Genomic DNA, 23,388 nt, shown 5'->3' with positions numbered 1-23,388 from the left:
AAAGTTATTGCGCGCTTGGGTGCCAGATGCGTTGAGAGATATCGACCTTCACCGGCACCAGACGGTTGGCATAAAACAGATCGGCGGTTTGCTGTTGGGCGGCGATGGTGTGCGCATCCAAAGGTTTAATGGCGGTCGGAGGACGATGGTCCAGATAGGTGGCGATCACCTTTTCCGGCAGGCCCATGGCGTTTGCCAGCAGCGTGACGCTTTGTGCGCGATCGCTGCGGGTGAGCGCATCGGCCTGGGTCAGCACCTCAAGCACCTGGCTGATAAAGGGTCCGTGCGCTTGCGCATAAGGGCGAACCGCCAAATAAAACGAACCTGTTTGATTCAGACCACTGCCGTCGCCCAGCACCCGTACGCCGCCCTGCAGCAATGCGGCGGAATAGTACGGATCCCAAATCGCCCAGGCATCAACGTTGCCTTGCTGGAAGGCGGCGCGGGCATCGGCCGGGGTCAGGTAAATGGGTTGGATATCGGTAAATTGCAGCCCGGCTTTCTGCAGGGAGCGCAACAGCAGGTTGTGGGAACTGGAGCCTTTCTGGAAAGCGACCTTATGGCCTTTCAACTCAGCGACGGTTTTGATCGAGCTGTTTTCCGGTACCAGGATCACTTCCGCCTTGGGTTTTGGCGGCTCTACGCCGACATAAAGCAGATCGGCGCCGGCGGCTTGGGCGAAGATCGGGGGGATATCGCCGGTGCTGCCCAGATCGATACTGCCGACGTTCAGCGCTTCGAGCATTTGCGGGCCGGCGGGGAATTCTATCCAGCTGATTTTGGTCGAGGGAAAACGCTGTTCCAACAGCTTATGGGTTTTTGCCAATACCAGGCTGACCGATCCTTTTTGGTAACCGATGCGAAACTGCGCCGGATCCTGCGCGTTGGCGGCATTGTTCCACGCAAGGGAGAGGATGCCGGCTAAAGTGCCGGCGCCAAGCCAGCGGCGGAGTGAAGAAAGTCGCTTCATCATGATGTCCTTTTCCTTATTATTCTCTTCTCAGTCAGGCAGTTTGACGGGCAAACAGGGAAGGGGAGTGCTTTACCCTGGGCGGCTTACGGCGGCCGAGCGCAAGATAAAAGCTTTCCAGCGCCTCTTCCAGGCGGGTTGCCACGCCGTCAGACAGGCTGATCTCTTCATCTCTCAGCACCACCTGGCTGTCGTCGGCAAACACGCCGTGCAGCACTTCCTGCGCTTTCAATGCCGCCAGCACTGGCTTGAGGGCGTAGTCCACCGCCAGCATGTGGCCAATGGAGCCGCCGGTGGCCAGTGGCAACACGACCTTATGCTCCAGGGCACGTTCCGGCAGCAGATCCAGCAGGGTTTTCAGCGCGCCGGAGAACGAGGCTTTATAGACCGGCGTCGACACCAACAAACCGTCTGCCTGAGCTAACTGCTCGGCAAAGGCTTTGATTGCCGGGCTGTTAAAATTGGCGTAAAGCAAATCCTCGGCATCAAAATCGTGCAGCGTGTAGGCAATGACTTCCACGCCTTGTTGCTGTAACCAGTTTTGACTCAGGGTAAGCAGCGCGGCTGAGCGCGAGGGGATGCGGGGGCTGCCGGCCAGTGATATAACGCGCATTGCCACTCCTTATAACTAAAAGTTAGGTTTAATCAGGAAATGTTCGTGATCTGTTTTAAAACTACCAGTTAGGAGCAGGTTGCTTAAATCTCATTTTTTGATTTTGATATGCGCAAATGCGGATTGGCGGCGATAAGAGGAAAACGATTGCGTAAAAACCGCTTTTTTTGCTTTTAATCAATTCCAATTGATCGGGGTATGCCGGATAATCGGCCCCCGGTTTGCAACCGGGAAATCAGGAGAGTACATGTACTACCCCATCATCAGGAAAGCGTTGTTCCAGCTCGATCCCGAGCGTGCGCATGAATTGACCTTTCATCAGCTTCGCCGTATCACCGGCACCCCGTTAGAATTTCTCATTCGTCAGTCTGTGCCGGCCAAGCCGGTTAGCTGCATGGGGCTCTCTTTTAAAAACCCATTGGGGTTGGCCGCCGGTTTGGATAAAGATGGCGAGTGCATCGATGCGTTCGGCGCCATGGGGTTTGGCTTTGTCGAAGTCGGCACTGTGACGCCACGTCCGCAGCCGGGCAATGATAAGCCGCGCCTCTTCCGTATCGTGGAAGCAGAAGGCCTGATCAATCGCATGGGTTTTAATAACCAGGGGGTGGATAATCTGGTTGAAAACGTTAAAAAATCCCATTTTGGCGGTATTTTGGGGATCAATATCGGCAAGAATAAAGATACCCCGGTAGAGCAAGGAAAAGACGATTATCTGATCTGCATGGATAAAGTTTATCCGTATGCCGGCTATATCGCGATTAACATTTCGTCACCAAATACACCAGGGTTACGATCCTTACAGTATGGTGAAGCGTTGGACGATCTTTTAGCCGCCATTAAAAATAAGCAGCAGGAATTGCATGAGCGGCATCACAAATATGTACCGGTCGCGGTAAAGATCGCGCCGGATCTTTCTGAAGAAGAATTGATCCAAATAGCCGACAGCCTGGTGCGTCATAATATCGATGGCGTGATCGCGACCAATACAACGCTGGATCGCAAGTTGATCCAGGGGCTGAATTACTGCGAGCAAATGGGGGGCCTCAGCGGTCGTCCGCTGCAGGCGAGCAGCACCGAAGTGATCCGCCGTCTGTCGATTGAGTTGCAGGGGCGTTTGCCGATTATCGGCGTTGGCGGAATTGACTCTCTGACGGCAGCGCGCGAAAAAATGGCAGCCGGTGCTTCGCTGGTGCAAATTTATTCCGGATTTATCTTCCACGGTCCACGCCTGATTAAAGATATCGTTAACTACATCTAATATTTTTTGTTTCATTTTCAACCGGGGGTTTATTTCTTCCCCCGGCTCGTCTATATTTTGTCCACTAGCATAAATATCGTTCGCGGAATTATCTGATGTTTGAGCTACTTTATCGGTGATAAAATCGCCTTTTGGGTAAATACAGCGTGGCATGGGCAGCGAGAAGGATAAGAGATGAAGATAAAACCTGACGATAATTGGCGTTGGTATTTTGACGCCGAACACGATCGGCTAATGCTGGATTTAGCCAATGGGATGATCTTCCGCTCACGCTTCCCTGCCAAAATGTTAACGCCGGATGCCTTCGATGAATGCGCCTTTTGCGTTGATGACGCTGCGCTTTATTTTAATTATGAAGAGCAGTGCAAACAGATAAAGCTCAGCCATGAGCAACGCGCAGAGTTGGTATTAAACGCGCTGGTGGCCTATCGCTTCCTGAAACCATTGATGCCGAAAAGCTGGCACTTCGCCCAGCAACACTACCCGCTGCAGCCGAAGAACGGCGAGCTGGCGGCGGTGAAGGTCATGGACAGCGGCGTGGATGCCCGTCTGTTGGTGGTAGAGGCCGGCGATAACGCCAGTCTGTGCCTGCTGGCGCAAAATCAGCTGTCGCTGGCCGGGCGTACCATGGTGCTGGGTGATGCGATCAAGGTGATGCACGATCGCCTTAAACCCTGTGCGCAGGATGAAGCTTCCGCCCCGGCTTACGACAGGGCGGTATAAGACAGATTAGGCCAGCGTCAAATCGCTTTTCGGAATACAGCTGCAGGAGAGAATGGTGCCGTTGCCGGCGACCGCGCTTTTCTTCAGCGGCGCCACTTCGCCACTGACCAACTCAATACGGCAACTGCCGCAAATCCCCGCACGACATGAATAAGGCACGCGGATCCCTTGCTGTTCCAACTGTTCAAGCAAGATCTGTTGATTATTGCCGGTAAATACCTTCCCCGCGTATTCGATGGTGACGCTCTGCGCACTGTCTTGCGGTGCCTGCACGCTTTCAACCACTTTACCTGTGCCATAAGGGCGTGGCGGCTTGGTAGATAACACTTCCACCGCATCGCCAACGCGGATAATACCGCTGTTGCGCGCCACCATATTCTGGCCAAAATCGATATCGCCGTTATCGGCGGTACGGAATTTTTGCAGGGTGCTCAGTGGCTCACCGCTGGGGTGTTTGCGCCCGCGCTCGGTACTGACGGTGGTGAGCACGCACCGGCTGCACGGTTTTACCAGATCGAACATCACGTCGCCGACGCGGATCACCTGCCAGCCGTCTTCGGCCCAGGCGCTGGCACCGGTCACCACCAGATTGGGGCGGAACTGTTCCAGCTTGATACTGCCGGGGCAGCGTTGCTGCAAATCGTTGAACGAGGCTTCGTTAATCAGCAGATAAGGGTAGCCGTCGGCGAAAGACAAAGGGATTTCCGGGTGCTTCTTGACTCGCCGGGTCAGCTCAGGGCCGAGCCAACGCAGCTGAACCTCACGCTGGAAATAACCGCTCAGCCAGCTGTTAATAGCCTGCGGTGCAATCAGGGCGGTGAAATGATTACCCCACACTTCGGTTGGCTGCGCTTCAGTGGAAAAATCGTTGAAGCGAATGGTGGCGCTTTCCCCATCGGGTGCACTCAGGAACAGGCCGTCAGCCAGCAGTGCGGGGGTAAACAGAACCATCTGCGGATATTGGCGTGCGGTAATAAAGGTGCCATCCGGCGCGGTGATCATAAAGGTGCGATCGAACGCCAGACCGCTGCTGGAAACCTGGGCGTGAGAAAGTTGCAAACCTCGAAGCGATTTAACCGGATGAACGTACAGCCTGGAAAGCGTAATCACCCTTGCCCCCGTGCGATTATTAAATAGAAGGGTGCAACTTTATGACAAGCGGTCTGGATTAGCTATAATGCGCAACAATTTTCTTTTTGGTGATAAGTACGATATGAACTCTCTGTTTGCCAGCACGGCGCGTGGACTGGAAGAACTGTTAAAAAGCGAACTGGAAGCGCTGGGCGCTCACGCCTGCAAAGTGGTGCAGGGTGGGGTACATTTTCAGGGTGACGATCGTCTTCTGTACCAAAGCCTGCTGTGGAGCCGTCTGGCCTCACGTATTTTGTTGCCGCTCAACGAATTCCGCGTACATAGCGATCTGGATCTGTACCTTGGCGTGCAGGCGATCGACTGGACCAGCATTTTTGGCGTGGATAAAACCTTCGCCGTTCACTTCAGCGGCGTTAACGAAGAGATCCGTAACAGCCAATATGGCGCGCTAAAGGTCAAGGACGCCATTGTTGATAGTTTCACCCGCAAGATCGATCAACGCCCGACGGTGGCGAAGCAACAGCCGGACATTCGCGTTAACGTGTTCCTGCAACGCGATATGGCCAGCGTAGCGCTCGATCTGAGCGGTGAAGGCCTGCATCAGCGCGGCTACCGCGATCTGACCGGGCAGGCACCTCTGAAGGAAAGCCTGGCGGCGGCCATTGTGCAACGTTCAGGCTGGCAACCGGGTACGCCGATGCTTGACCCAATGTGCGGTTCAGGCACCTTGCTGATTGAAGCGGCGATGATTGCCTCCGATCGCGCGCCGGGCTTGCACCGGCAGCATTGGGGCTTTACCGCCTGGAACGGCCACAATGTCGATTTGTGGCGTGAAGTGATCACCGAAGCGCAGGTGCGTGCACGCCGCGGTTTGCAGGAAACCACCTCGCGTTTCTTCGGCTCGGATATCGATCGCCGGGTGATCGAGATGGCGCGCGGCAACGCCCGCCGTGCCGGCGTTGCCGAACTGATTACTTTTAACGTCAGCGACGTCAGCAAACTGACCAACCCGCTGCCGGAAGGCCCGAAGGGCACCGTGGTCAGCAACCCGCCTTACGGCGAACGTCTGGAAAGCGAGCCGGCGCTGATTGCGCTGCATAACATGCTGGGCCGCATCATGAAGAGCGCATTCGGCGGCTGGCAACTGTCGCTGTTCAGCGCATCGCCGGAGCTGCTGAGCTGTCTGCAACTGCGCGCAGAACGCCAGTTCAAGGCTAAGAATGGCCCGCTGGATTGCGTACAGAAAAACTACCAATTGGCGGAAAACCCGCAGGGCGCCGGCGGCGTGCTGGCGGCGGAAGACTTTGCCAACCGTCTGCGCAAGAACCTGAAGAAGCTCGACAAATGGGCCAGGCAGCAGGGCATTGAATGCTATCGCCTGTATGATGCCGACCTGCCGGAATACAATGTCGCGGTTGACCGTTACGGCAGCAAAGTTGTGGTACAGGAGTATGCGCCGCCGAAAACCGTTGATGCTCAGAAGGCGCGTCAGCGTCTGTTCGATGTGATCAACGCCACGTTGTCGGTGCTAGACCTGCCGTCCAATCAGTTGATCCTGAAAACCCGTGAGCGTCAGAAAGGCAAAAACCAGTACGAAAAGCTGGCTCAGAAAGGCGAGTTCTTGCTGGTGGAAGAGTTCAATGCCAAGCTGTGGGTTAACCTGACCGATTATCTCGATACCGGCTTGTTCCTCGATCACCGCATTGCGCGCCGCATGTTGGGCGAGATGAGCAAAGGCAAAGACTTCCTCAATCTCTTCGCTTATACCGGCACCGCCAGCGTGCATGCCGGGCTGGGTGGCGCGCGCAGTACCACTACCGTGGATATGTCGCGTACCTACCTGGAATGGGCGGAGAAGAACCTGCGCGTCAATGGCCTGACCGGTAAACAGCATCGATTGATCCATGCGGACTGCCTGTCATGGCTGCATAATGCCGACGAACAGTTCGACGTGATCTTTATCGATCCGCCGACGTTCTCCAATTCCAAGCGGATGGAGAACACCTTTGACGTTCAGCGCGACCATCTGGTGCTGATGCAAGATTTAAAACGGTTGCTGCGCCGTAACGGGACCATCATGTTTTCGAACAACAAGCGCGGTTTCCAGATGGATATGGCCGGCCTGAACGCGCTGGGTCTTGAGGCGAAAGAGATCACCGCCCAGACGCAGTCGCAGGACTTTGCCCGTAACCGTCAAATTCATAACTGCTGGCTGCTCACCCATGCCGGCGAAGGAAAATAATTACTATGTCGTTAATCAGCATGTCCGGTGCCTGGCTGTCCTTCAGCGATGCGCCACTTTTAGACAACACCGAAATTCATATTGAAGACAACGAGCGCGTTTGTCTGGTTGGGCGCAACGGCGCCGGTAAATCCACGCTGTTGAAGATCCTCGGCAAAGAAATCCCGCTGGACGATGGCCGGGTGATTTACGAACAGGATCTGATTGTGGCGCGTCTGCAGCAGGATCCCCCGCGCAATATCGGCGGTACGGTATTCGATTTTGTCGCTGAAGGCGTAGCCGAGCAGGCGGAACATCTGAAAGCCTATCACGCGATTTCGCATTTGGTGGAAACCGATCCCAGCGAGAAAAACCTGACGCGCATGGCGCAGATTATGGAGATCCTCGATCACCAGGGGCTGTGGCAACTCGACAGCCGTATCAGCGAAGTGCTGTTGCAATTGGGGCTGGACGGCGATGCGGAGCTGTCCTCGCTCTCCGGCGGCTGGTTGCGCAAGGCCGCATTGGGCCGCGCGCTGGTCAGTTCACCGCGCGTGTTGCTGCTCGACGAACCGACCAACCACCTGGATATTTCAACCATCGATTGGCTGGAAGGTTTCCTGAAAGAGTTCCAGGGCAGCATCGTGTTCATTTCCCACGACCGTTCCTTTATCCGTAACATGGCGACGCGCATTGTCGATCTCGATCGCGGCAAGCTGGTGTCTTGGCCGGGCAACTACGATCTGTATCTGCTGAGCAAAGAAGAGGCGCTGCGGGTGGAAGAGTTGCAGAACGCCGAATTTGACCGCAAGCTGGCGCAAGAAGAAGTCTGGATCCGCCAGGGCATCAAGGCGCGCCGTACCCGTAACGAAGGCCGTGTACGCGCCCTGAAAGCGTTGCGCAATGAGCGTTCGGAACGCCGTGAAGTGATGGGTACCGCCAAAATGCAGGTGGAAGAAGCGGTGCGCTCCGGCAAGATCGTGTTCGAGATGGAAGACGTCAACTATCAGGTCGGCGACAAAGTGCTGGTGCGTAATTTCTCCGCCCAGGTGCAGCGTGGCGACAAGGTTGCGTTGGTTGGTCCTAACGGTTGCGGTAAAACCACGTTGCTGAAACTGATGCTCGGCCAACTGAAAGCCGACAGCGGGCGCGTGCACTGCGGCACCAAGCTGGAAGTGGCTTACTTTGACCAACACCGCGCCGATCTGGATCCGGAACGAACGGTGATGGACAACCTGGCGGAAGGCAAACAGGAAGTGATGGTCAACGGCCGGTCCCGCCACGTGCTGGGCTATTTGCAGGACTTCCTGTTCCACCCAAAACGCGCGATGACGCCGGTGAAAGCGCTGTCGGGCGGTGAACGCAACCGCCTGTTGTTGGCCAAGCTGTTCCTGAAACCAAGCAACTTGCTGATCCTCGATGAACCAACCAACGATCTCGACGTCGAAACGCTGGAGTTGCTGGAAGAGTTGATCGATGGCTATCAGGGCACCGTGCTGCTGGTGAGCCACGATCGTCAATTCGTTGATAACTCGGTGACCGAGTGTTGGATCTTCGAAGGCAAGGGCGAGATCAGCACCTTCGTCGGCGGTTACTATGATGCGCATCATCAACGGGCCACGGCGAAACCTATCCGTCAGGCTGCAACGGCCGAACAGAACAAACCGTCGGTAGAAAAAAAGGCTGAACAGCCGAAGAAATCAACGGTTAAACTGAGCTATAACCTGTTGCGTGAGTTGGAACAGCTGCCACAGCGCCTGGAACAGCTGGAAGCGGAAATCGAAGCGCTGCAGGCACAAATGAGCGACGCGAGTTTCTTCACGCGTCCACACAGTGAAACACAGCAGGTGTTGACGGCGCTGGCCGCCGCTGAAGGGGCGCTGGAAGAGGCGTTCGCCCGTTGGGAAGAGCTGGAAGCGATGAAAAACGGCTGACCGTTGAGAATACCGTCCGCGCGCTGCTGCGGGCGGTATTGCCGTACCGGTGAGCAACGTTATTAAGGAGGAATATGGTGTGTTCCCACGACAATCACGAGCAGCACAGCCAGGCAAAGCCTGCTGAACGGCAACAGGACAACCTGATGCTGTGCCCGCAATGCGACATGATGGTGGCGTTGCCGCCGCTGGCATATGGCACAAAAGCGGTGTGTCCGCGCTGTAAAACGACCCTCAGCTCCCGCTGGGAAGAACCGCGCAAGCGGCCCATCGGCTATGCCGTCAGCGCTTTGTTTATGTTGCTGCTGGCGAATATTTTCCCGTTTATCAATATGCGCGTTGCCGGTATAGGTAACGAAATCAAACTGATCCAGATCCCGCAGGTGATGGTGGCGGAAGACTACGCCAGCATGGCTACGCTGTTTATGGTATTCGTTCAGTTGATCCCGGCGTTTTGCATGGTGGCGATTGTCTTGTTATGCGCCAGGGTGCGCATGCCTCTTGGCCTGAAAGAGTGGATGGCCAAGATGCTGTTCCAGTTTAAAACCTGGTGCATGGTAGAGATTTTTCTCGCTGGGGTGCTGGTCAGTTTCGTTAAGTTGATGGCCTACGGGGATATTGGCGTCGGCAGCAGCTTTGCGGCATATTGCCTGTTTTGCTTGCTGCAGGTACGCGCCTTCCAGTGCGTAGATCGCCGTTGGCTGTGGAATGACATAGAGCCGATGCCGCGCATCGATCGTCCAGTGACGGTAGGGCGGATCGGGCTACGCCAGGGGTTGCGTTCCTGCCCGTGTTGTACGGCGGTCCTGCCGGCGGAGCTGGCCCATTGTCCGCGCTGCCATACCCATGGTTACGTGCGCCGCCGCCACAGTCTGCAATGGACGCTGGCGCTGCTGTTTACGTCGATCATGCTGTATATTCCGGCGAATCTAATGCCTATTATGGTGACCGAGGCGCTGGGCAACAAAATCACGTCCACCATCATGGCTGGGGTGATCCTGCTGTGGGGCGAAGGATCCTATCCTGTGGCGATGGTCATTTTCATCGCCAGCATTATGGTGCCTTCACTGAAGATGTTGGCGATTGGCTGGTTGTGCTGGGATGCCAACGGCAAGAAGCAAGACAGGGCCGACAGCGAACGAATGCACCTGATTTATGAAGTGGTTGAGTTTGTCGGCCGCTGGTCAATGATAGACGTGTTTGTGATCGCCGTGCTGTCGGCATTGGTACGGATGGGACAATTGATGAGTATTTATCCTGCTACTGGCGCGCTGCTGTTCGCCCTGGTGGTGATCCTCACCATGTTTGCAGCCATGACGTTTGATCCCCGCCTGAGTTGGGATCGCGTAAACGAGACAATAAAAAAGGAGCCGCAAGGTGACGGAAAATAATCATAGCGTCGCGGACGTTGAAAAGATCAAGCGCTGGTCGCCGGTGTGGATCATTCCCATCGTCACCGCGCTGATCGGTGCGTGGATCCTGTTCTACCATTTCAGCCACCAAGGGCCGCAGGTGACGCTGATCACCACCACAGCGGAAGGGCTGGAAGCCGGTAAAACCAAAATCACCAGCCGCAGCGTTAATGTCGGGGTAGTAGAAACCGTGACGCTGAGCGATGACCTGAACAAGGTTGTGGTACAGGCGCGGCTTAACGCCGGCATGGATAAATTGTTGCGTCAGGACAGTGCTTTTTGGGTGGTTAAACCGCAGATCGGCCGTGAAGGCATTTCTGGTCTGGGCACGCTGCTTTCCGGCGCTTACATTGAGCTGCAGCCGGGCACCAAAGGCAAGGAGGGCAAAGATAATTACCAACTGCTGGATGCACCGCCGTTGGCTTCTCCAGATGCCAAAGGGTTGCGGATCGTACTGGACAGCGACAAATCGGGCCAGTTGAATGCCGGCGATCCGGTGCTGTTCCGTGGCTATCGCGTGGGTTCGGTAGAGACCAGCTACTTTGATCCCAAGCAGCGCGCCATGCGTTATCAGCTGTTTATTTCGGCGCCTTATGATCAACTGGTAACCAGCAACGTGCGATTCTGGAAAGACAGCGGTGTGGCATTCGACATGTCGGCGCAGGGCATGCGTGTGGAAATGGGCTCGCTGGCAACCCTGTTCAGCGGCGGTGTAAGTTTTGACGTGCCGGACGGTTGGGATCGCGGTGAACTGGCGAAAGAGAAGACGGAATATCAGTTGTTCGACAACCAGCGCAGCATCCAGGACTCGTTGTATACCGTACACAAAGATTACCTGATGTTCTTCTCCGACTCGGTTCGCGGCTTGCAGCCGGGCGCGCCGGTAGAATTCCGCGGCATTCGTCTCGGTACGGTCGCGCAGGTGCCGTTCTATAAAGAAGGGATGGCGCAGCGTTTGGATAACGACTACCGCATTCCGGTGCTGATCCGCATTGAGCCGGATCGCTTCCAGAAACAGCTGGGCGGCAACTTCGATATCGAAGGCCATCTGAAAGACGCTGAGTCACGTGGTATGCGCGCTTCGCTGAAGTCCGCTAATCTGCTGACCGGTTCGCTGTATATCGATCTGGACTTCTATCCGCAGGAGAAAGCCTGGAAAGGGCCGCGCGAACTGTTCGGTTATCCGCTGATGCCGACCACCAGCGGCGGTCTGGCGCAGATCCAGCAGAAACTGATGCAGACGCTGGATAAGATCAACTCGATGCCATTGAACCCGATGATCAACGAAGCGACCAAAACCCTGGCGGAAAGCCAGAAAACCATGCAGTCGACGCAGAAAACCATGCAGTCGCTGAATGACATCATCGCCAGCAAAGAGATGAAGGCGCTGCCGCAGGATATGCAGAAAACCCTGCAGGAACTGAACCGCAGCATGAAAGGGTTCCAGCCAGGTTCTCCGGCCTACAACAAGATGGTCGGTGATATGCAACGTCTTGATCAGGTACTGCGTGAACTGCAGCCCGTGCTGCGTACCCTGAACGAAAAGAGCAACGCGCTGGTATTTGAAGCCGCGGGCAGTAACGATCCTCAGCCGAAGAAGGCCAATAAATGATGAAATGGATTCCGGTAGCCCTGGCGCTGTTACTCAGCGCCTGTAGCAGCACACCACAGAAAACCTACTACCAACTGCCGGCGCTGGGGGCGTCGGCGCCGGTCAGCACTGGCACTGCGACGCGTCAGCTGTGGTTGGAACACGTCAGCGTGGCGGATTACCTGGCGCAAAACGGTGTGGTTTACCAGACCAATGATGTGCAGTATGTCATCGCCCAAAACAACCTGTGGGCCAGTCCGCTCGATCAACAGCTACAGCAGACGCTGGTCACCAACCTGAGCAGCGCGTTGCCAGGTTGGGTGGTGTCTTCTCAGCCGATGAGCAGTGAGCAGGATGTGCTTAACGTCACTATCAGCGGTTTTCATGGCCGCTTTGACGGCAAGGCGATTATCCGTGGCGAGTGGGTGCTGAATCATCAAGGCAATCTGACCAAACGGCCGTTCAGCCTGGAATTGAAACAGGGTGAGGACGGTTACGACGCGCTGGTCCGAACGCTGGCGCAGGGCTGGCAGCAGGAAGCCCAGGCTATCGCCTCACAGGCGGGTCATTTTTAGTCATAATTTGTACTAAAACGGTCTAATCCCTTCCGGCGAGAGATATTAAAACGCTTCGCTGGAAGGGATTTTTATTTTATTTCAATGAATTAGCATCTTTTCTGGCATATCAGCCACTTAGAAAATTCTGCGTACGTAGCTCACAAATATGACATTGGCGTGAATTTTGCGCATTGATCTTCCCTTCATTTAGCGCTATTGCTTATAGGTGGTTGCGCAAAAAGCAGCCATTGTTTTCTTTCCAACTGACCAAAAAAGTGAGGGAAACGAGGCATGAAGAGACAGAAACGCGATCGTCTGGAAAGGGCGCATTCGAAAGGTTATCAGGCAGGTATTTTAGGGCATTCGAAAGATTATTGTCCCTACAAAACGACTGTGGACAGCCGGTCTCAATGGCTGGGAGGTTGGCGAGAAGCCATGGAGGACAGGGCTGTGACCGCTTAAGCGGCTCCCTGTCATAAAAAGGAACAACCTCCGCTTAAAGCGGAGGTTTTTGTTTTAGCCTTATTCACCCTGCCAACGTTTCAGCAAGATACTCGCGTTTACCCCACCAAAACCAAACCCGTTCGACAGTGCATAGTTGATGACCATGGGCTGCGCTTTTTTCGCCACCAGATTTAACCCCTCGGCAGCCGGATCCGGATTATCCAAATTCAGCGTAGCCGGTGCGATCTGATCGCGCAGCGCCAGCGCAGTAAAGATGGTTTCAAGCCCGCCCGCAGCGCCCAGTAAATGGCCGGTCGCAGATTTGGTTGAGGTCACCGCCACGCCGCCACCGGTACCGAACAGGTGTTTAATCGCGTTGATTTCCCCCAGATCGCCCACTGGCGTAGACGTGGCGTGGGCGTTCAGATGCTGGATCTGCTCGGGTATGACACCGGCCTGTTTCAGAGCAATTTTCATCGCGCGGTAGGCACCGTCACCATCTTCTGCGCCGGAGGTCATGTGGTAGGCGTCTGCACTGGTACCGTAACCGACAATCTCCGCCAGCGGCGTTGCTCCGCGTGCCAACGCATGTTCCAGCGTCTCAATGACCAGCATGCCGGCACCTTCGCCCATGACAAAGCCGTCACGAGCGCTGTCGAAAGGCCGAGACGCTTTTTCTGCCGCTTCTGGCGGCGTAGTGGACATGGCGCGTGCGGCGGCAAAGCCCCCCAGGCTGACAGTATCGATAGCGGCCTCTGTACCGCCACACAGCGCGATATCGGCCTCATCGTTACGAATCATACGCACCGCGTCGCCGATGGCCTGTACGCCCGCGGCACACGCGGTAACGGGGGCGCCAATCGGGCCCTTGAACTGGTGTTTAATCGACACATGACCGGCGGCCAGGTTTACCAGGAAGGAGGGAATGGTAAATGGCGACAGACGTTTGGTACCGCGACTGTCGGTGGTGCGAACCGCATGGGCAATGGCAGGGAAGCCGCCGATACCGGAGGCGATCACGGTTGCGGTGCGTTCTTTTTTCTCTTCCGTATCCGCAACCCAGCCTGCTTGGCGGATCGCTTCATCGGCCGCCGCCATGGCGAACAGAATAAAACGGTCCATTTTTTTCTGGTCTTTTGGCGCAACGGAAAGATCGGGATCAAAGCCCGCTTCGGCATCCTGTTCCAGCGTAGGAACCTGACCACCGATTTTTACCTGCAGGTCGGCCACGATCGCTTCCGGAAGCGGACGAATGCCTGACTGGCCATTTAGCAGACGCTGCCAGATAGCCTCTACGCCGCATCCCAGTGGTGAAACGGCGCCCATGCCGGTAATGACTATACGACGACTGTTCATAGTGACTCCTTGGATAATTCGGGGGGTAATGCAGAATGATTTTGTTGCATCAGGGCTGCACGCCGACGTATACCGTCGCTTGCCGCCGGCCCTGGCGCTAAAGTGATGTCGTGCAATGCGATTGGCTGTCGGGTGACGCTGTCGACCAGTTGCACGTATATCGGTTGCCCGGTACGGCGATCGACCAGTTCGGCAGTGATGCCTTCATCGGCCAGGTGGGTGTTGCCCCAGTGAAACAGAGCCGCCAGCACCGGGAAAAAATCCTGGCCGCGTTCGGTGAGCAAATACTCATAACGTACCGGTCGCGTCTGATAACGTTGTTTATGCAGAATGCCGCTTTCAACCAGATATTTCAGGCGACGCGTCAGTATGGTGGGTGAAAGGCCGAGGCTTTGCTGGAATTCATCAAACTTTGACAGTCCTTGAAACGCATCGCGAAGTATCAGGATGCTCCACCATTCGCCGACGCGATCAAGTGAGCGTGCTATCGGGCATGGCATGTTATCAAAACGGGTTCTTTGCATGGCACACCTCTTAGGTGACTACAATAATTGTAGTAACTTATTGGCCGCTATGGATGCGAGCTTTGCAGTTCGCAACAAGATAACGGCGGGAAAAACAAACGGCGGCCGGGAAGGGCCGCCGTCACTGCGATTAGAACGCAGTAGTGTCCTTGAACAGGCCCACTTTCAGATCGCTGGCGGTATAAATGACCTGACCATCGACCAGGACTTCACCATCAGCCACACCCATAATCAATTTACGGGTGATGACACGTTTGAAGTTAATGCGGTAGGTGACTTTCTTCGCGGTAGGCAGTACCTGGCCGGTGAATTTTACTTCGCCCACGCCCAACGCACGGCCTTTACCTTCGCCACCCAGCCAGCCGAGATAGAAACCTACCAGCTGCCACATTGCGTCCAGACCCAGGCAGCCTGGCATGACTGGATCGCCGATAAAGTGGCAACCAAAGAACCATAGGTCCGGATTGATATCCAGTTCCGCTTCCACATAACCCTTGTTGTGGGAGCCACCGTCTTCGGTCATCTTGACCACGCGGTCCATCATCAACATGTTACCTGCCGGCAACGGCGGGCCACCGGCGCCAAACAGCTCGCCACGGCCGGATGCTTCGAGGTCTTCTTTCGTATAGGAGTCGCGTTTTTCTACCATGTTCTCAGTAAGCCTTATTTTATTGAAGGACGCAGATTAGCTAACACGTGTACGCTGAACAAGTCCGATCAGCCGTGGTTGAACCAGTTGAGCCAACGAAACGGCCATGGCCAGCGTCGACGTTCCTGCGGATTCACCTGCGCAATTCGTTCCTGAATAGCAGCTAACAGATTCGGTTGCTGCTCATCAGAGTAGGGGTAACCGGTGAGTAATGGCAAGGCTTCTGCGGCGCTGTTGACGGCCCACAGATGGAATTGCCCTTCGCGCACCGCATCGACCACGTCCTGGCGCAGACACAGGTGACGCATGTTAGTTGCGGGCAGAATGATGCCCTGTTTGCCCGTCAAACCACGACGCTGGCAAACTTCAAAAAAGCCTTCGATCTTCTCGTTGACGCCGCCAATCGGCTGAACATTACCGAACTGATCGACGGAGCCGGTGACCGCAATTTGCTGGGTGATCGGTTGTAATGACAGCGCGCTGATCAATGCACACAGCTCGGCCAGCGAGGCACTATCGCCATCTACTTCACCGTAGGATTGTTCAAATACGATTGAAGCGGAGAAGGGCAGCGGTTGATCAAGTTCCAGTTCGGAAATCAGAAATGCCTGCATAATCATCATGCCTTTGGCATGCAGATTACCGCCGAGCTCGGCCTTACGCTCAACGTCGGTAAATTCACCGTCGCCAAGATGCACCACGCAGCTGATACGAGAGGGTTCACCGAAGCTGCGCGGATGCCCTGGGTATTCCAGCACGGAGAGTCCGTTGATTTGACCTACTACTTCGCCTTCGGTTTCAATCAGAATCTGACCCAGTTCGATCTCATCCTGCATCCGTTCGGCAAGGTAGCTTTCGCGCCACTCACGCGCATTCAAGGCGGCTTCAAAGGCTTTGGCCGTGATGCTTTCTTCTTCTGCGTACAGAGCCGCTTCAGAAAGCTGCTGGCCGATCCACAACGGTGAGAGCGGCAGGTTGCCTTGATCGCCGCTGTAGCGTACCGCCTGTATCATCAATGGGAGCCAGGCGTCTGCCGCCAGCGAGGGCAGTTGCTGTTCATCGATAACCGTGTTGACGTAGCTGCACCACTGCACCATATCCTCGGCTTCGGTGAGCTGCAGGTCATCTTCGTATTCGCCGTAGACGGCCTGCTCGCCCAGCTCCGGTTCGATATCATGGAAATCGGCAAGACCGTGGCGATCGCCTACCACGATCAGACGCAACTCCAGCGGCATCGGTGGGATAGTGACCGGAAGCGGGCGCGTTTCATCGGGAGAAACCCAGTGGAACTGGCGCTGGGTGATCATTTGTTTTAACCGCAGCCAGAGCAAGGGTTGGGCCAGCAGAGAACGTGCCGACAGAATCAGTACGCCGCCATTAGCCTGATGAACCAGGCCCGGTTGCAGCGAGATTTCATCATTGTAAATTCTGACGCAGCCAAACAGCTGTTCCGGCTCAACCCATTCTTGAAACACACAGGCGCCACCGGCGGCAAATGGCTCATTACCGTGGCTGGCAGGCTCTACGCTTATCTTGCTTCCCTGGATCACATAGTGGCTGCCTTTGAAAGCAGTGTTCTGTGGCTGCAATGGCTCAATCGCTCGGGCAATCAACGCCAGATACTCGCGGGTTTCCTGCGCTTTCAGCAACATGAAACGCGGTGGCGACTGTGGGTGGCAAAACAGCGTCAATGCATTTTCCAGCCGAGGCTGAATGGCGGCAAAAGGCACTGGTGCCAACTGAGCGGCGGTATCAAATATCGCTTGATAAGGCGTAACGTCCGGCAACAGAGATTGCCATTCAAGTCGGTTATTGGTCAAAGTGTTAGATGCAATCGTCAAAAAGGGAAAGGGCGATTATACAAGAATAACGGCAGCTTGATACATACAGAGTCACAGTTGGCATCAGGGAGTTTGACATCGCGCGACGACTGTGCAAAAAACAGTCTAAAATGGGGCGTAATTGCCGGGGAAATTCGGTGTAAAGCTGTTATGCTTAATAAAGTTACGCGGTCACTGAAGAGTTCAAGATGAAATATCAGCAACTGGAAAACCTGGAGAGCGGTTGGAAATGGAAATACCTGGTGAAAAAGCACCGGGAAGGTGAATCTATTACCCGCCACATTGAAAACAGTGTAGCTCAGGAAGCCATTGACGAGCTGCTTAAGCTGGAAAATGAGCCGGTAAAAGTGCTGACGTGGATTAGCAGGCATATGAATCCGGAACTCGATAACCGGATGAAACAAACTATCCGCGCAAGGCGTAAACGTCATTTTAACGCAGAACATCAACACACGCGTAAAAAATCTATCGACCTGGAGTTTCTGGTATGGCAACGCCTGGCCGCGCTTGCTCGCCGCCGCGGAGTAACGCTATCAGAGACGATAGTGCAACTGATCGAAGATGCTGAACGTAAAGAGAAGTATGCCAGTCAGATGTCGTCGTTGAAACAGGATCTGAAGGCGATCCTCGGCAAAGACGAAAAGTAACCTGCCCAGCAAGAAAAGGGCCGTTGTTGCAAAACTTACCGCGTATAGACGAAAAAAAACCCCGCATTGCGGGGTTTTTTACTAAGCAGTGGTAACTTAAGCCTGTGGCTGAGTTACAACGTCTTTGATACCTTTAACTTCGATCTCTACGCGACGATCTGGTGCCAGGCAAGCGATCTGAGCTTTAGTAGCACGGCCAGCTTTGTAGCCACAGGTGTTGCCAGTGACGGAATCAGCTTCGCCCATACCACGTGCAGAGATTTTGTCTGACGGGATGCCTTTAGAAACCAGGTAGTCAACAACGCTTTGTGCGCGTTTTTCAGACAGTTTCTGGTTGTACTGGTCAGAACCAACTGCGTCGGTGTAACCCAGAACTACAACAGAACCGTCTTTAGGATCCATGGAGCTCAGCTGAGTGTACAGCTGGTCCAGAGCCTGTTGGCCTTCTGCTTTCAGAGTAGATTTGTTGAAGTTGAACAGCACGTCAGACTTCAGAGTGAAACGCTTGGTTTCAACAACTGGAGCCGGAGCTGGTGCTGGTGCTGGAGCAACAACATCATCCTGACCGAAACGGTAAGAAACACCCAGGCTCAGCATGGTGTTGTCTGGACGTGCGCCGACAGTACCTGCATCACCGATGTTGCTAACGAACTGGTAGTCCAGGCGAGTAGCCCAGTTTTTGGTCAGTGCGTATTCAACACCCACTGCAGCCAGCGGAGAAACGCCGGTGTCGTGGTCGCTCAGACGAGTGCCATTGCCGTAGTTAGCTTTGGAGTCTGCACGCCATACCATACCACCCAGACGAGTGTAGATGTCCAGATCGTCAGCAATTGGGTAGCTCAGTTTAGCTGCCAGTTGAACGCCTTGTGCTTTGAAAGCACCGTTGTTCACGCTGCCTTTGTAAGGCATACGGCCAAGCCAGTCATAGCCCAGCTCGAAGCCCAGGTATTGGTTCGCCTGGTAACCCAGGAACGCGCCAGCACCCAGTTGATCTTTATGGTTCGGACCATTGCCGATACCATTCTGGTAACCGTTGCCGTAGAAACCAGTGTCATGGTACTGGGACCAGCCCAGTTTAGCACCGGTGTACCAGGTGTTATCTTTTGGGGCGGCTTGCGCTACGGTAGCGAAACCAGCCAGTGCCACTGCTAATGCGATAGCTGTCTTTTTCATTTTGCGCCTCGTTATCATCCAAATAGGCAATGAGCTTTAAAGCTGTTTTAAGCCCTTGGTTAAATTCCTTCGCCAAGGTTTGAGCCCTCGTTTGTTACTCGGCCAGTTTTTCTGGCGTTATAGAGCAACCTTGGCGATGTAAAGTCTACAACGTGGCGCGAAAGTTACAAGTGTGATGTGATAAAGCTCTAAAAAAAAACGCAGAATCGTACATATTTACTAACACTAACCGGTAAAAAATGGGGCAATTCAGTCTGTATTTTTTCGTGCGGAACCGCAGCAGGACTCGCTTTGCACCTGATCCACCAAAGGTTCCCTCCCAGAGAGATAAAAATGATGGGAAAAATCCTAAATTTACTTAATGATACAAAGAAGAGTGAATTTTTAGCGTGGAACACTGTCCCTGAGTCGGGTTTATGTCACGTTGTGGACGCATAATGAACCCATAAGCGTTACCCAATTCTGCCGCACGTCTTAATTTTAGCCGATCTTCTTCCGTAAGATCGGGCAACCATCCGAGCACGACACTGTAATTACCCGTCAGAAGCGCTTTTTCCATCGCTTCAACAGTGGCAAGCGGAGTAATTTGGCTCAGTTGCACCACTTTATTGACAGGCAAACCGGACTGCTGAAGCCACAATCTACTCAGTTTTTGTTGCGGCGTTAGCCATAATAACCAGCGCGATTGTCTGCCTAACTGTTGCAACAGGGGCAGCAATAGTTGCGCCACCGCGGGTTGATGCTCGTTGTAAACAAGTTCACTGATAAGGCCATTTTCTTTACCGGCATCCGTGTTTTTCGCAGCATTGTTCACCGCAAAAGAGGTGTGGCTGAAATGGGGTTTGTAGAGTGATTGAGTACGCATAAAGTATCCCGCCCGTAGTGTCACTGTATGTTTATACAGTATAGCTAACGATAAGTAAGATCAACCCAAATTTTCGTAGTACCTCGCATAATTGCGATTATTTTTTATACGTACTGTATTTATGATTGGCAGGACTGCGGATAGTGCGTATTTTTCTAATTACTTGTTCACGTTACTTTTATTTCATTGATGTGAGAAATAATACAATTAGAACCTACACAAGGAGAAGTTCTATGAAAGGGATATCAATAGAAAGGGTCAAACAGGCCAAAGCGTGTTTCTGCGCATTAGGGAGCATTACAACGCGTTCGCAGTTTGGCGGTTATGGGCTGCTGGCTGATGGCGTTATGTTTGGGGTGGTAGCGGAAGGCGAGCTGTATCTTCGTGCGACGGGTAGCCTGGAGCCCGCTTTTCGCGCCCGCGGAATGGTCAATATGGTTTACTCCAAGCGGGGCGTACCGATAACCCTGCGTTATTATTGGGTCGATGAATATTTGTGGCGGGAAAGGGATGAGCTTATCGGGTTGGCGAGGCAGGCTATCCTGGAGGCCTGCCAAGAGCTTCAGGTCAAAACGGGTACTCATGGGCGGCTGAAAACGTTGCCGAACATCGACATTAACATGGAGCGTTTACTATGGCGCGCCGGCATTCGCAATGTTTATGACTTGCGCTTGAACGGTGCCAAGCGCAGCTTTCTGCGGCTGTTGCAACAGCAACGCAATTTAGGATTGCGGGTGCTGCTTTCGTTAGGTGGGGCGATTGCCGGTTATCACTATGCCGCTTTGCCCCTGGCCCTGCGCAGTGAGCTAACCCAGTGGTTTGAACATACCATGGCTCTGCTTAGCCATGGGCACACTCCAGGAATCAGGGGGGTGATGAAAGATCTCGCGTGATTATGCCGATTTAGCTATCTGCGTTTTTAGCGTCATGAGTTCCGGCAGCAGTTCAATGACCAGGCCGATCTGCTGCAATACCAGTTGCTCTTTGCTTTCTGGTTCTGGAGCCCCGAGTTGGATACGCTCAGTCAGGTTTTCTAACGCCTGAGCGATGTAGAGGCCGCCTTGCTCTTCCTGATGCAAGGCGCCATCGACATAGCATACGGCATCATTCAGCAACGCCAGCGTGGCGGGATTGTTCATGCGTTCACGGTGTGCACCCAATGCGGAGATATAACTCAACAAGGTGTGGTTCAGGCATAGCAGGCGAAAAGCGGCATCCTGAACCACTTTATCGGTCTTGGGATCGGCCGACATGTTTGAAATCACCGAGGCCAACTCTGCGTCGCTGTTGTGCGCGTCCCTACGGGCGATACGGTACGGCAGACCATTATCTTTACCCTGATGGTATTGCACCAAAATCGCATCCAGATAGCGGCAGTTGGCGTTCAACGTTTTGTTTACCACGGCCGGCAATTGGCGGAATTTCCAATCTGGCCAGATAAAACTGACCGCTGCCCAAGCGATGGCGCATCCCAAAAGGGTGTCGTAAACACGTGGTGCAGCCACTTCAAAGCCTTCACCCAGCAGGTTAAAACATAGCAGTACCAGCAAGGTGATAAACATGGTCGCGTGTGCGTACTGAACGGTGCGAAAAGCAAAAAACAGGACGCCGGCAATGACGATCAACACCATCTGGCCTTCCTGTGAAGGCACAAAATAGAGGACCGGCAGGCCGATAAGAATGCCGGCAAGCGTACCGATAATACGCAGCGCTAGTCTGCGGCGGGTGGCATTGTAATTTGGCTGGCAAACAAACAGGCTGGTCAGCAGGATCCAGTAACCGTGCTGCATGCCGGTAAATTGAATGAAAGCATACCCGATGCACAGCACCACCGACATGCGAATGGCATGGCGGAATAAGGCTGATTGGGGTGTCAAATGGCGACTAATACGTAGGCGGATGTCGCTCCAACCCGTGAGCCGGTCATCTGACAGGCTGTTCTCTTCCGTCTGACCGTCGGCCAACGCCTGTTCGGATTCGATATTTGCCAATTGTGCGTCAATCGCTCGCAAGTTTTTCAACAGGTGCGATAGTGCTTTGGTCAGCTCACGATTTTCCGGGGTGACAGTAACGCGAGCCAAAGCTTCATCAATGCGGCTGAAGGCCGGCTCAAAACGCAGGTTGTGCTGGTATTTTTGCCGCAGCAGGATCGATTGTGCCAACTGCCTACAGGCGCGCGCTTGCATGCTGAGCAAGCGCTGGAATCGAAACAGGATATCGCTATGACGGAATTGTCGGCTCAGCGCCTGATACTGAACATGGGCGGAACTGGCGCGTTCGTGAATATCCTGAGCTACAAAATAATAATGCAAGGTACGACGTGTACCGCGTTGGCCACGGTCGCCTTTCAGCCGCGTCAGCAATGAGACTTTGGTCTGATTGAGAGTGGTCACCAGCGTGCTGTTGGCCATCGCTACATCCATCCACGGCAGGTCCGCAGCATGCTCGGCATCGGGGTCAAACAGATTGGCCTTGGCATCCAGATAATTCGCCAAATGATCGTAACAGCGCGCCAAATTTTCCTGTAAAGGGCGAATAGGAAATATCAGATGACCAATCAGCGTCAGAAGGTTGTACCACAGGGCACCCACGATCAGCAGTATCGGTTGCTGATACCAGGCGTCATACATTGATGTCCCAAGCATGGTGTAAATCGCGATCAGTAAGGCACCAAACGCAATGGTGGCGTAGCGTTGCCCCAAGGCCCCCAGCAGAATAAAGCCGCAGGTAGAGGTGGTTAGACCAAGGGCGAACAACCATGGATAAGGAAACAGCAACTCAATCGAGGCGGAGGCTATAAAAAAACACACCAGCGTGATCAGCAGGTTACGCAGCCTGCCGCTCAGACGGTCATCCAGATCGGTCAATGCTGCAGCTACTACTCCCAGAGTCAGGGGAATCGTGAGTTTGGGAATGGCTAGCCACCAAGGAATGGCGGCTGCGCCGGCCAGCGCAATAAAAATACGCAGGTTATAAAGCAGATTGCTGTTGTAGGTATAACGGCGTATTGCTGGTGCAAAAGAGAGCACGAAAAACTCCTCAGACGGAGAAAAAATTAACGCTGTTGATACTGACGCCGGGCATTTTCAGTTCTGGCTTGTTGAGCCATCTCAACCGATACCACGCGGCGACCCACCGGCCACAGTGCGATGGCGGCGATTTTGAAATTGGCAATGCCAACAGGGATGCCAATAATCGACACGCACTGCACAATGCCGGCGGCGATGTGGGACAGGCACAACCACCAACCGAAAAGTATCAGCCAGACAATATTCAGCAGTGAACCGCTGGCAGAAAGCAGCGCGTTGCTTTTTTCCGGATACAGTTCATTAACGTGAATGGCTTCGTTGCCGAAAGGCAGAAACGATAATTTGGTGATTTCCCAGCATGAGCGGGTCAGGGGCAGGGTAATAATCAGTATCACGCTGAACGCCGTTGCGACCAGCCAGCCAAAGGTAGTGAAAAAACCGCCCAACACAAAATTAAGAATATTCAGTACAGTACGCATAGTCGTCATT

Annotated in this window: 21 protein-coding genes; 10 read left to right on the top strand and 11 right to left on the bottom strand. The window is 54.1% G+C overall.

Annotation, left to right across the window (positions count from 1 at the left end; all coding sequences use genetic code 11):
* Window positions 1-4: 4 nt before the first annotated feature.
* The gene (locus V2S86_RS10990) at window positions 5-970 is read right to left on the bottom strand and encodes a sulfonate ABC transporter substrate-binding protein (RefSeq protein WP_330763189.1); all 966 of its coding nucleotides are present in this window, start codon (window positions 968-970) and stop codon (window positions 5-7) included.
* A gap of 34 nt (window positions 971-1,004) precedes the next feature.
* On the bottom strand, window positions 1,005-1,583 hold the full coding sequence (gene ssuE, locus V2S86_RS10985; protein WP_330762430.1) for an NADPH-dependent FMN reductase: 579 nt from the start codon (window positions 1,581-1,583) through the stop codon (window positions 1,005-1,007).
* Window positions 1,584-1,830: 247 nt separating this feature from the next.
* Here ssuE and pyrD point away from each other — a divergent pair, with 247 nt between their 5' ends.
* Both pyrD and V2S86_RS10975 read left to right on the top strand, forming a co-directional pair.
* Window positions 1,831-2,841 (top strand): quinone-dependent dihydroorotate dehydrogenase, encoded by a 1,011-nt coding sequence (pyrD, locus tag V2S86_RS10980; RefSeq protein WP_330762429.1) that lies wholly within the window; start codon window positions 1,831-1,833, stop codon window positions 2,839-2,841.
* A 174-nt stretch (window positions 2,842-3,015) separates the two neighbouring features.
* On the top strand, window positions 3,016-3,564 hold the full coding sequence (locus V2S86_RS10975) for a cell division protein ZapC (RefSeq protein WP_330762428.1): 549 nt from the start codon (window positions 3,016-3,018) through the stop codon (window positions 3,562-3,564).
* A 6-nt stretch (window positions 3,565-3,570) separates the two neighbouring features.
* On the opposite strand, the gene V2S86_RS10970 is transcribed toward V2S86_RS10975, so the two are convergent.
* On the bottom strand, window positions 3,571-4,674 hold the full coding sequence (locus V2S86_RS10970) for a YcbX family protein (RefSeq protein ID WP_330762427.1): 1,104 nt from the start codon (window positions 4,672-4,674) through the stop codon (window positions 3,571-3,573).
* Window positions 4,675-4,777: 103 nt separating this feature from the next.
* Here V2S86_RS10970 and rlmKL point away from each other — a divergent pair, with 103 nt between their 5' ends.
* From rlmKL to rmf, 6 genes are all read left to right on the top strand, one after another.
* Complete coding sequence (gene rlmKL / locus V2S86_RS10965) at window positions 4,778-6,898, top strand: bifunctional 23S rRNA (guanine(2069)-N(7))-methyltransferase RlmK/23S rRNA (guanine(2445)-N(2))-methyltransferase RlmL (protein ID WP_330762426.1); 2,121 nt, start codon at window positions 4,778-4,780, stop codon at window positions 6,896-6,898.
* A gap of 5 nt (window positions 6,899-6,903) precedes the next feature.
* Complete coding sequence (locus V2S86_RS10960) at window positions 6,904-8,811, top strand: ABC transporter ATP-binding protein (RefSeq protein WP_330762425.1); 1,908 nt, start codon at window positions 6,904-6,906, stop codon at window positions 8,809-8,811.
* A gap of 74 nt (window positions 8,812-8,885) precedes the next feature.
* Window positions 8,886-10,202, top strand: coding sequence for a membrane integrity-associated transporter subunit PqiA (gene pqiA, locus V2S86_RS10955; RefSeq protein ID WP_330762424.1), 1,317 nt, complete (start codon window positions 8,886-8,888; stop codon window positions 10,200-10,202).
* A complete protein-coding gene (pqiB, locus tag V2S86_RS10950; protein WP_330762423.1) occupies window positions 10,189-11,835 on the top strand; it encodes an intermembrane transport protein PqiB in 1,647 nt (548 codons plus the stop codon). The genes pqiA and pqiB overlap by 14 nt, the downstream gene beginning before the upstream one ends.
* On the top strand, window positions 11,832-12,389 hold the full coding sequence (gene pqiC, locus V2S86_RS10945) for a membrane integrity-associated transporter subunit PqiC (protein WP_330762422.1): 558 nt from the start codon (window positions 11,832-11,834) through the stop codon (window positions 12,387-12,389). The genes pqiB and pqiC overlap by 4 nt, the downstream gene beginning before the upstream one ends.
* Before the next feature lie 273 nt (window positions 12,390-12,662).
* Window positions 12,663-12,833: a ribosome modulation factor gene (gene rmf, locus V2S86_RS10940; protein WP_006320734.1), complete on the top strand. Its 171-nt coding sequence runs from the start codon at window positions 12,663-12,665 to the stop codon at window positions 12,831-12,833.
* 60 nt (window positions 12,834-12,893) lie between these two features.
* On the opposite strand, the gene fabF is transcribed toward rmf, so the two are convergent.
* The 4 genes from fabF to V2S86_RS10920 all read right to left on the bottom strand — a co-directional run bounded on the left by fabF (window position 12,894) and on the right by V2S86_RS10920 (window position 17,164).
* Entirely contained in the window at window positions 12,894-14,171 is a 1,278-nt protein-coding gene (gene fabF / locus V2S86_RS10935; RefSeq protein ID WP_330762421.1) for a beta-ketoacyl-ACP synthase II, read from the bottom strand.
* Complete coding sequence (locus V2S86_RS10930; RefSeq protein WP_330762420.1) at window positions 14,168-14,695, bottom strand: winged helix-turn-helix transcriptional regulator; 528 nt, start codon at window positions 14,693-14,695, stop codon at window positions 14,168-14,170. Before V2S86_RS10930 ends, fabF begins: the two co-directional genes overlap by 4 nt.
* A gap of 130 nt (window positions 14,696-14,825) precedes the next feature.
* Complete coding sequence (gene fabA, locus V2S86_RS10925) at window positions 14,826-15,344, bottom strand: bifunctional 3-hydroxydecanoyl-ACP dehydratase/trans-2-decenoyl-ACP isomerase (RefSeq protein WP_006320726.1); 519 nt, start codon at window positions 15,342-15,344, stop codon at window positions 14,826-14,828.
* A gap of 68 nt (window positions 15,345-15,412) precedes the next feature.
* A complete protein-coding gene (locus V2S86_RS10920; protein WP_330762419.1) occupies window positions 15,413-17,164 on the bottom strand; it encodes a Lon protease family protein in 1,752 nt (583 codons plus the stop codon).
* Between the two features lie 209 nt (window positions 17,165-17,373).
* Here V2S86_RS10920 and matP point away from each other — a divergent pair, with 209 nt between their 5' ends.
* On the top strand, window positions 17,374-17,832 hold the full coding sequence (gene matP, locus V2S86_RS10915) for a macrodomain Ter protein MatP (RefSeq protein ID WP_126481688.1): 459 nt from the start codon (window positions 17,374-17,376) through the stop codon (window positions 17,830-17,832).
* A 96-nt stretch (window positions 17,833-17,928) separates the two neighbouring features.
* Here the strand turns inward: matP and ompA are convergent, their stop codons facing one another.
* Together ompA and sulA are read right to left on the bottom strand one after the other, a co-directional pair.
* Window positions 17,929-19,005 carry a porin OmpA gene (ompA, locus tag V2S86_RS10910; protein WP_330762418.1) on the bottom strand — a complete coding sequence of 359 codons (1,077 nt, stop codon included), beginning with the start codon at window positions 19,003-19,005 and terminating at the stop codon, window positions 17,929-17,931.
* A gap of 358 nt (window positions 19,006-19,363) precedes the next feature.
* Window positions 19,364-19,870: an SOS-induced cell division inhibitor SulA gene (sulA, locus tag V2S86_RS10905; protein ID WP_006320722.1), complete on the bottom strand. Its 507-nt coding sequence runs from the start codon at window positions 19,868-19,870 to the stop codon at window positions 19,364-19,366.
* A 233-nt stretch (window positions 19,871-20,103) separates the two neighbouring features.
* On the opposite strand from sulA, the gene V2S86_RS10900 reads away from it, so the two are divergent.
* Window positions 20,104-20,763 (top strand): TfoX/Sxy family DNA transformation protein, encoded by a 660-nt coding sequence (locus V2S86_RS10900; RefSeq protein ID WP_330762417.1) that lies wholly within the window; start codon window positions 20,104-20,106, stop codon window positions 20,761-20,763.
* Here the strand turns inward: V2S86_RS10900 and yccS are convergent, their stop codons facing one another.
* Window positions 20,764-22,899, bottom strand: coding sequence for a YccS family putative transporter (gene yccS / locus V2S86_RS10895; RefSeq protein ID WP_330762416.1), 2,136 nt, complete (start codon window positions 22,897-22,899; stop codon window positions 20,764-20,766).
* Window positions 22,900-22,925: 26 nt separating this feature from the next.
* Window positions 22,926-23,378, bottom strand: a complete 453-nt coding sequence (locus V2S86_RS10890) for a YccF domain-containing protein (RefSeq protein ID WP_330762415.1) — start codon at window positions 23,376-23,378, stop codon at window positions 22,926-22,928.
* Between the last annotated feature and the right edge of the window lie 10 nt (window positions 23,379-23,388).

It is taken from the genome of Serratia sp. C2(1) (genome assembly GCF_036352655.1).
In the GTDB taxonomy this organism is placed as follows: domain Bacteria; phylum Pseudomonadota; class Gammaproteobacteria; order Enterobacterales; family Enterobacteriaceae; genus Serratia; species Serratia inhibens.
Note: the sequence above shows the minus strand (reverse complement) of the source record. Positions and strands in the feature narration are given on the sequence as shown.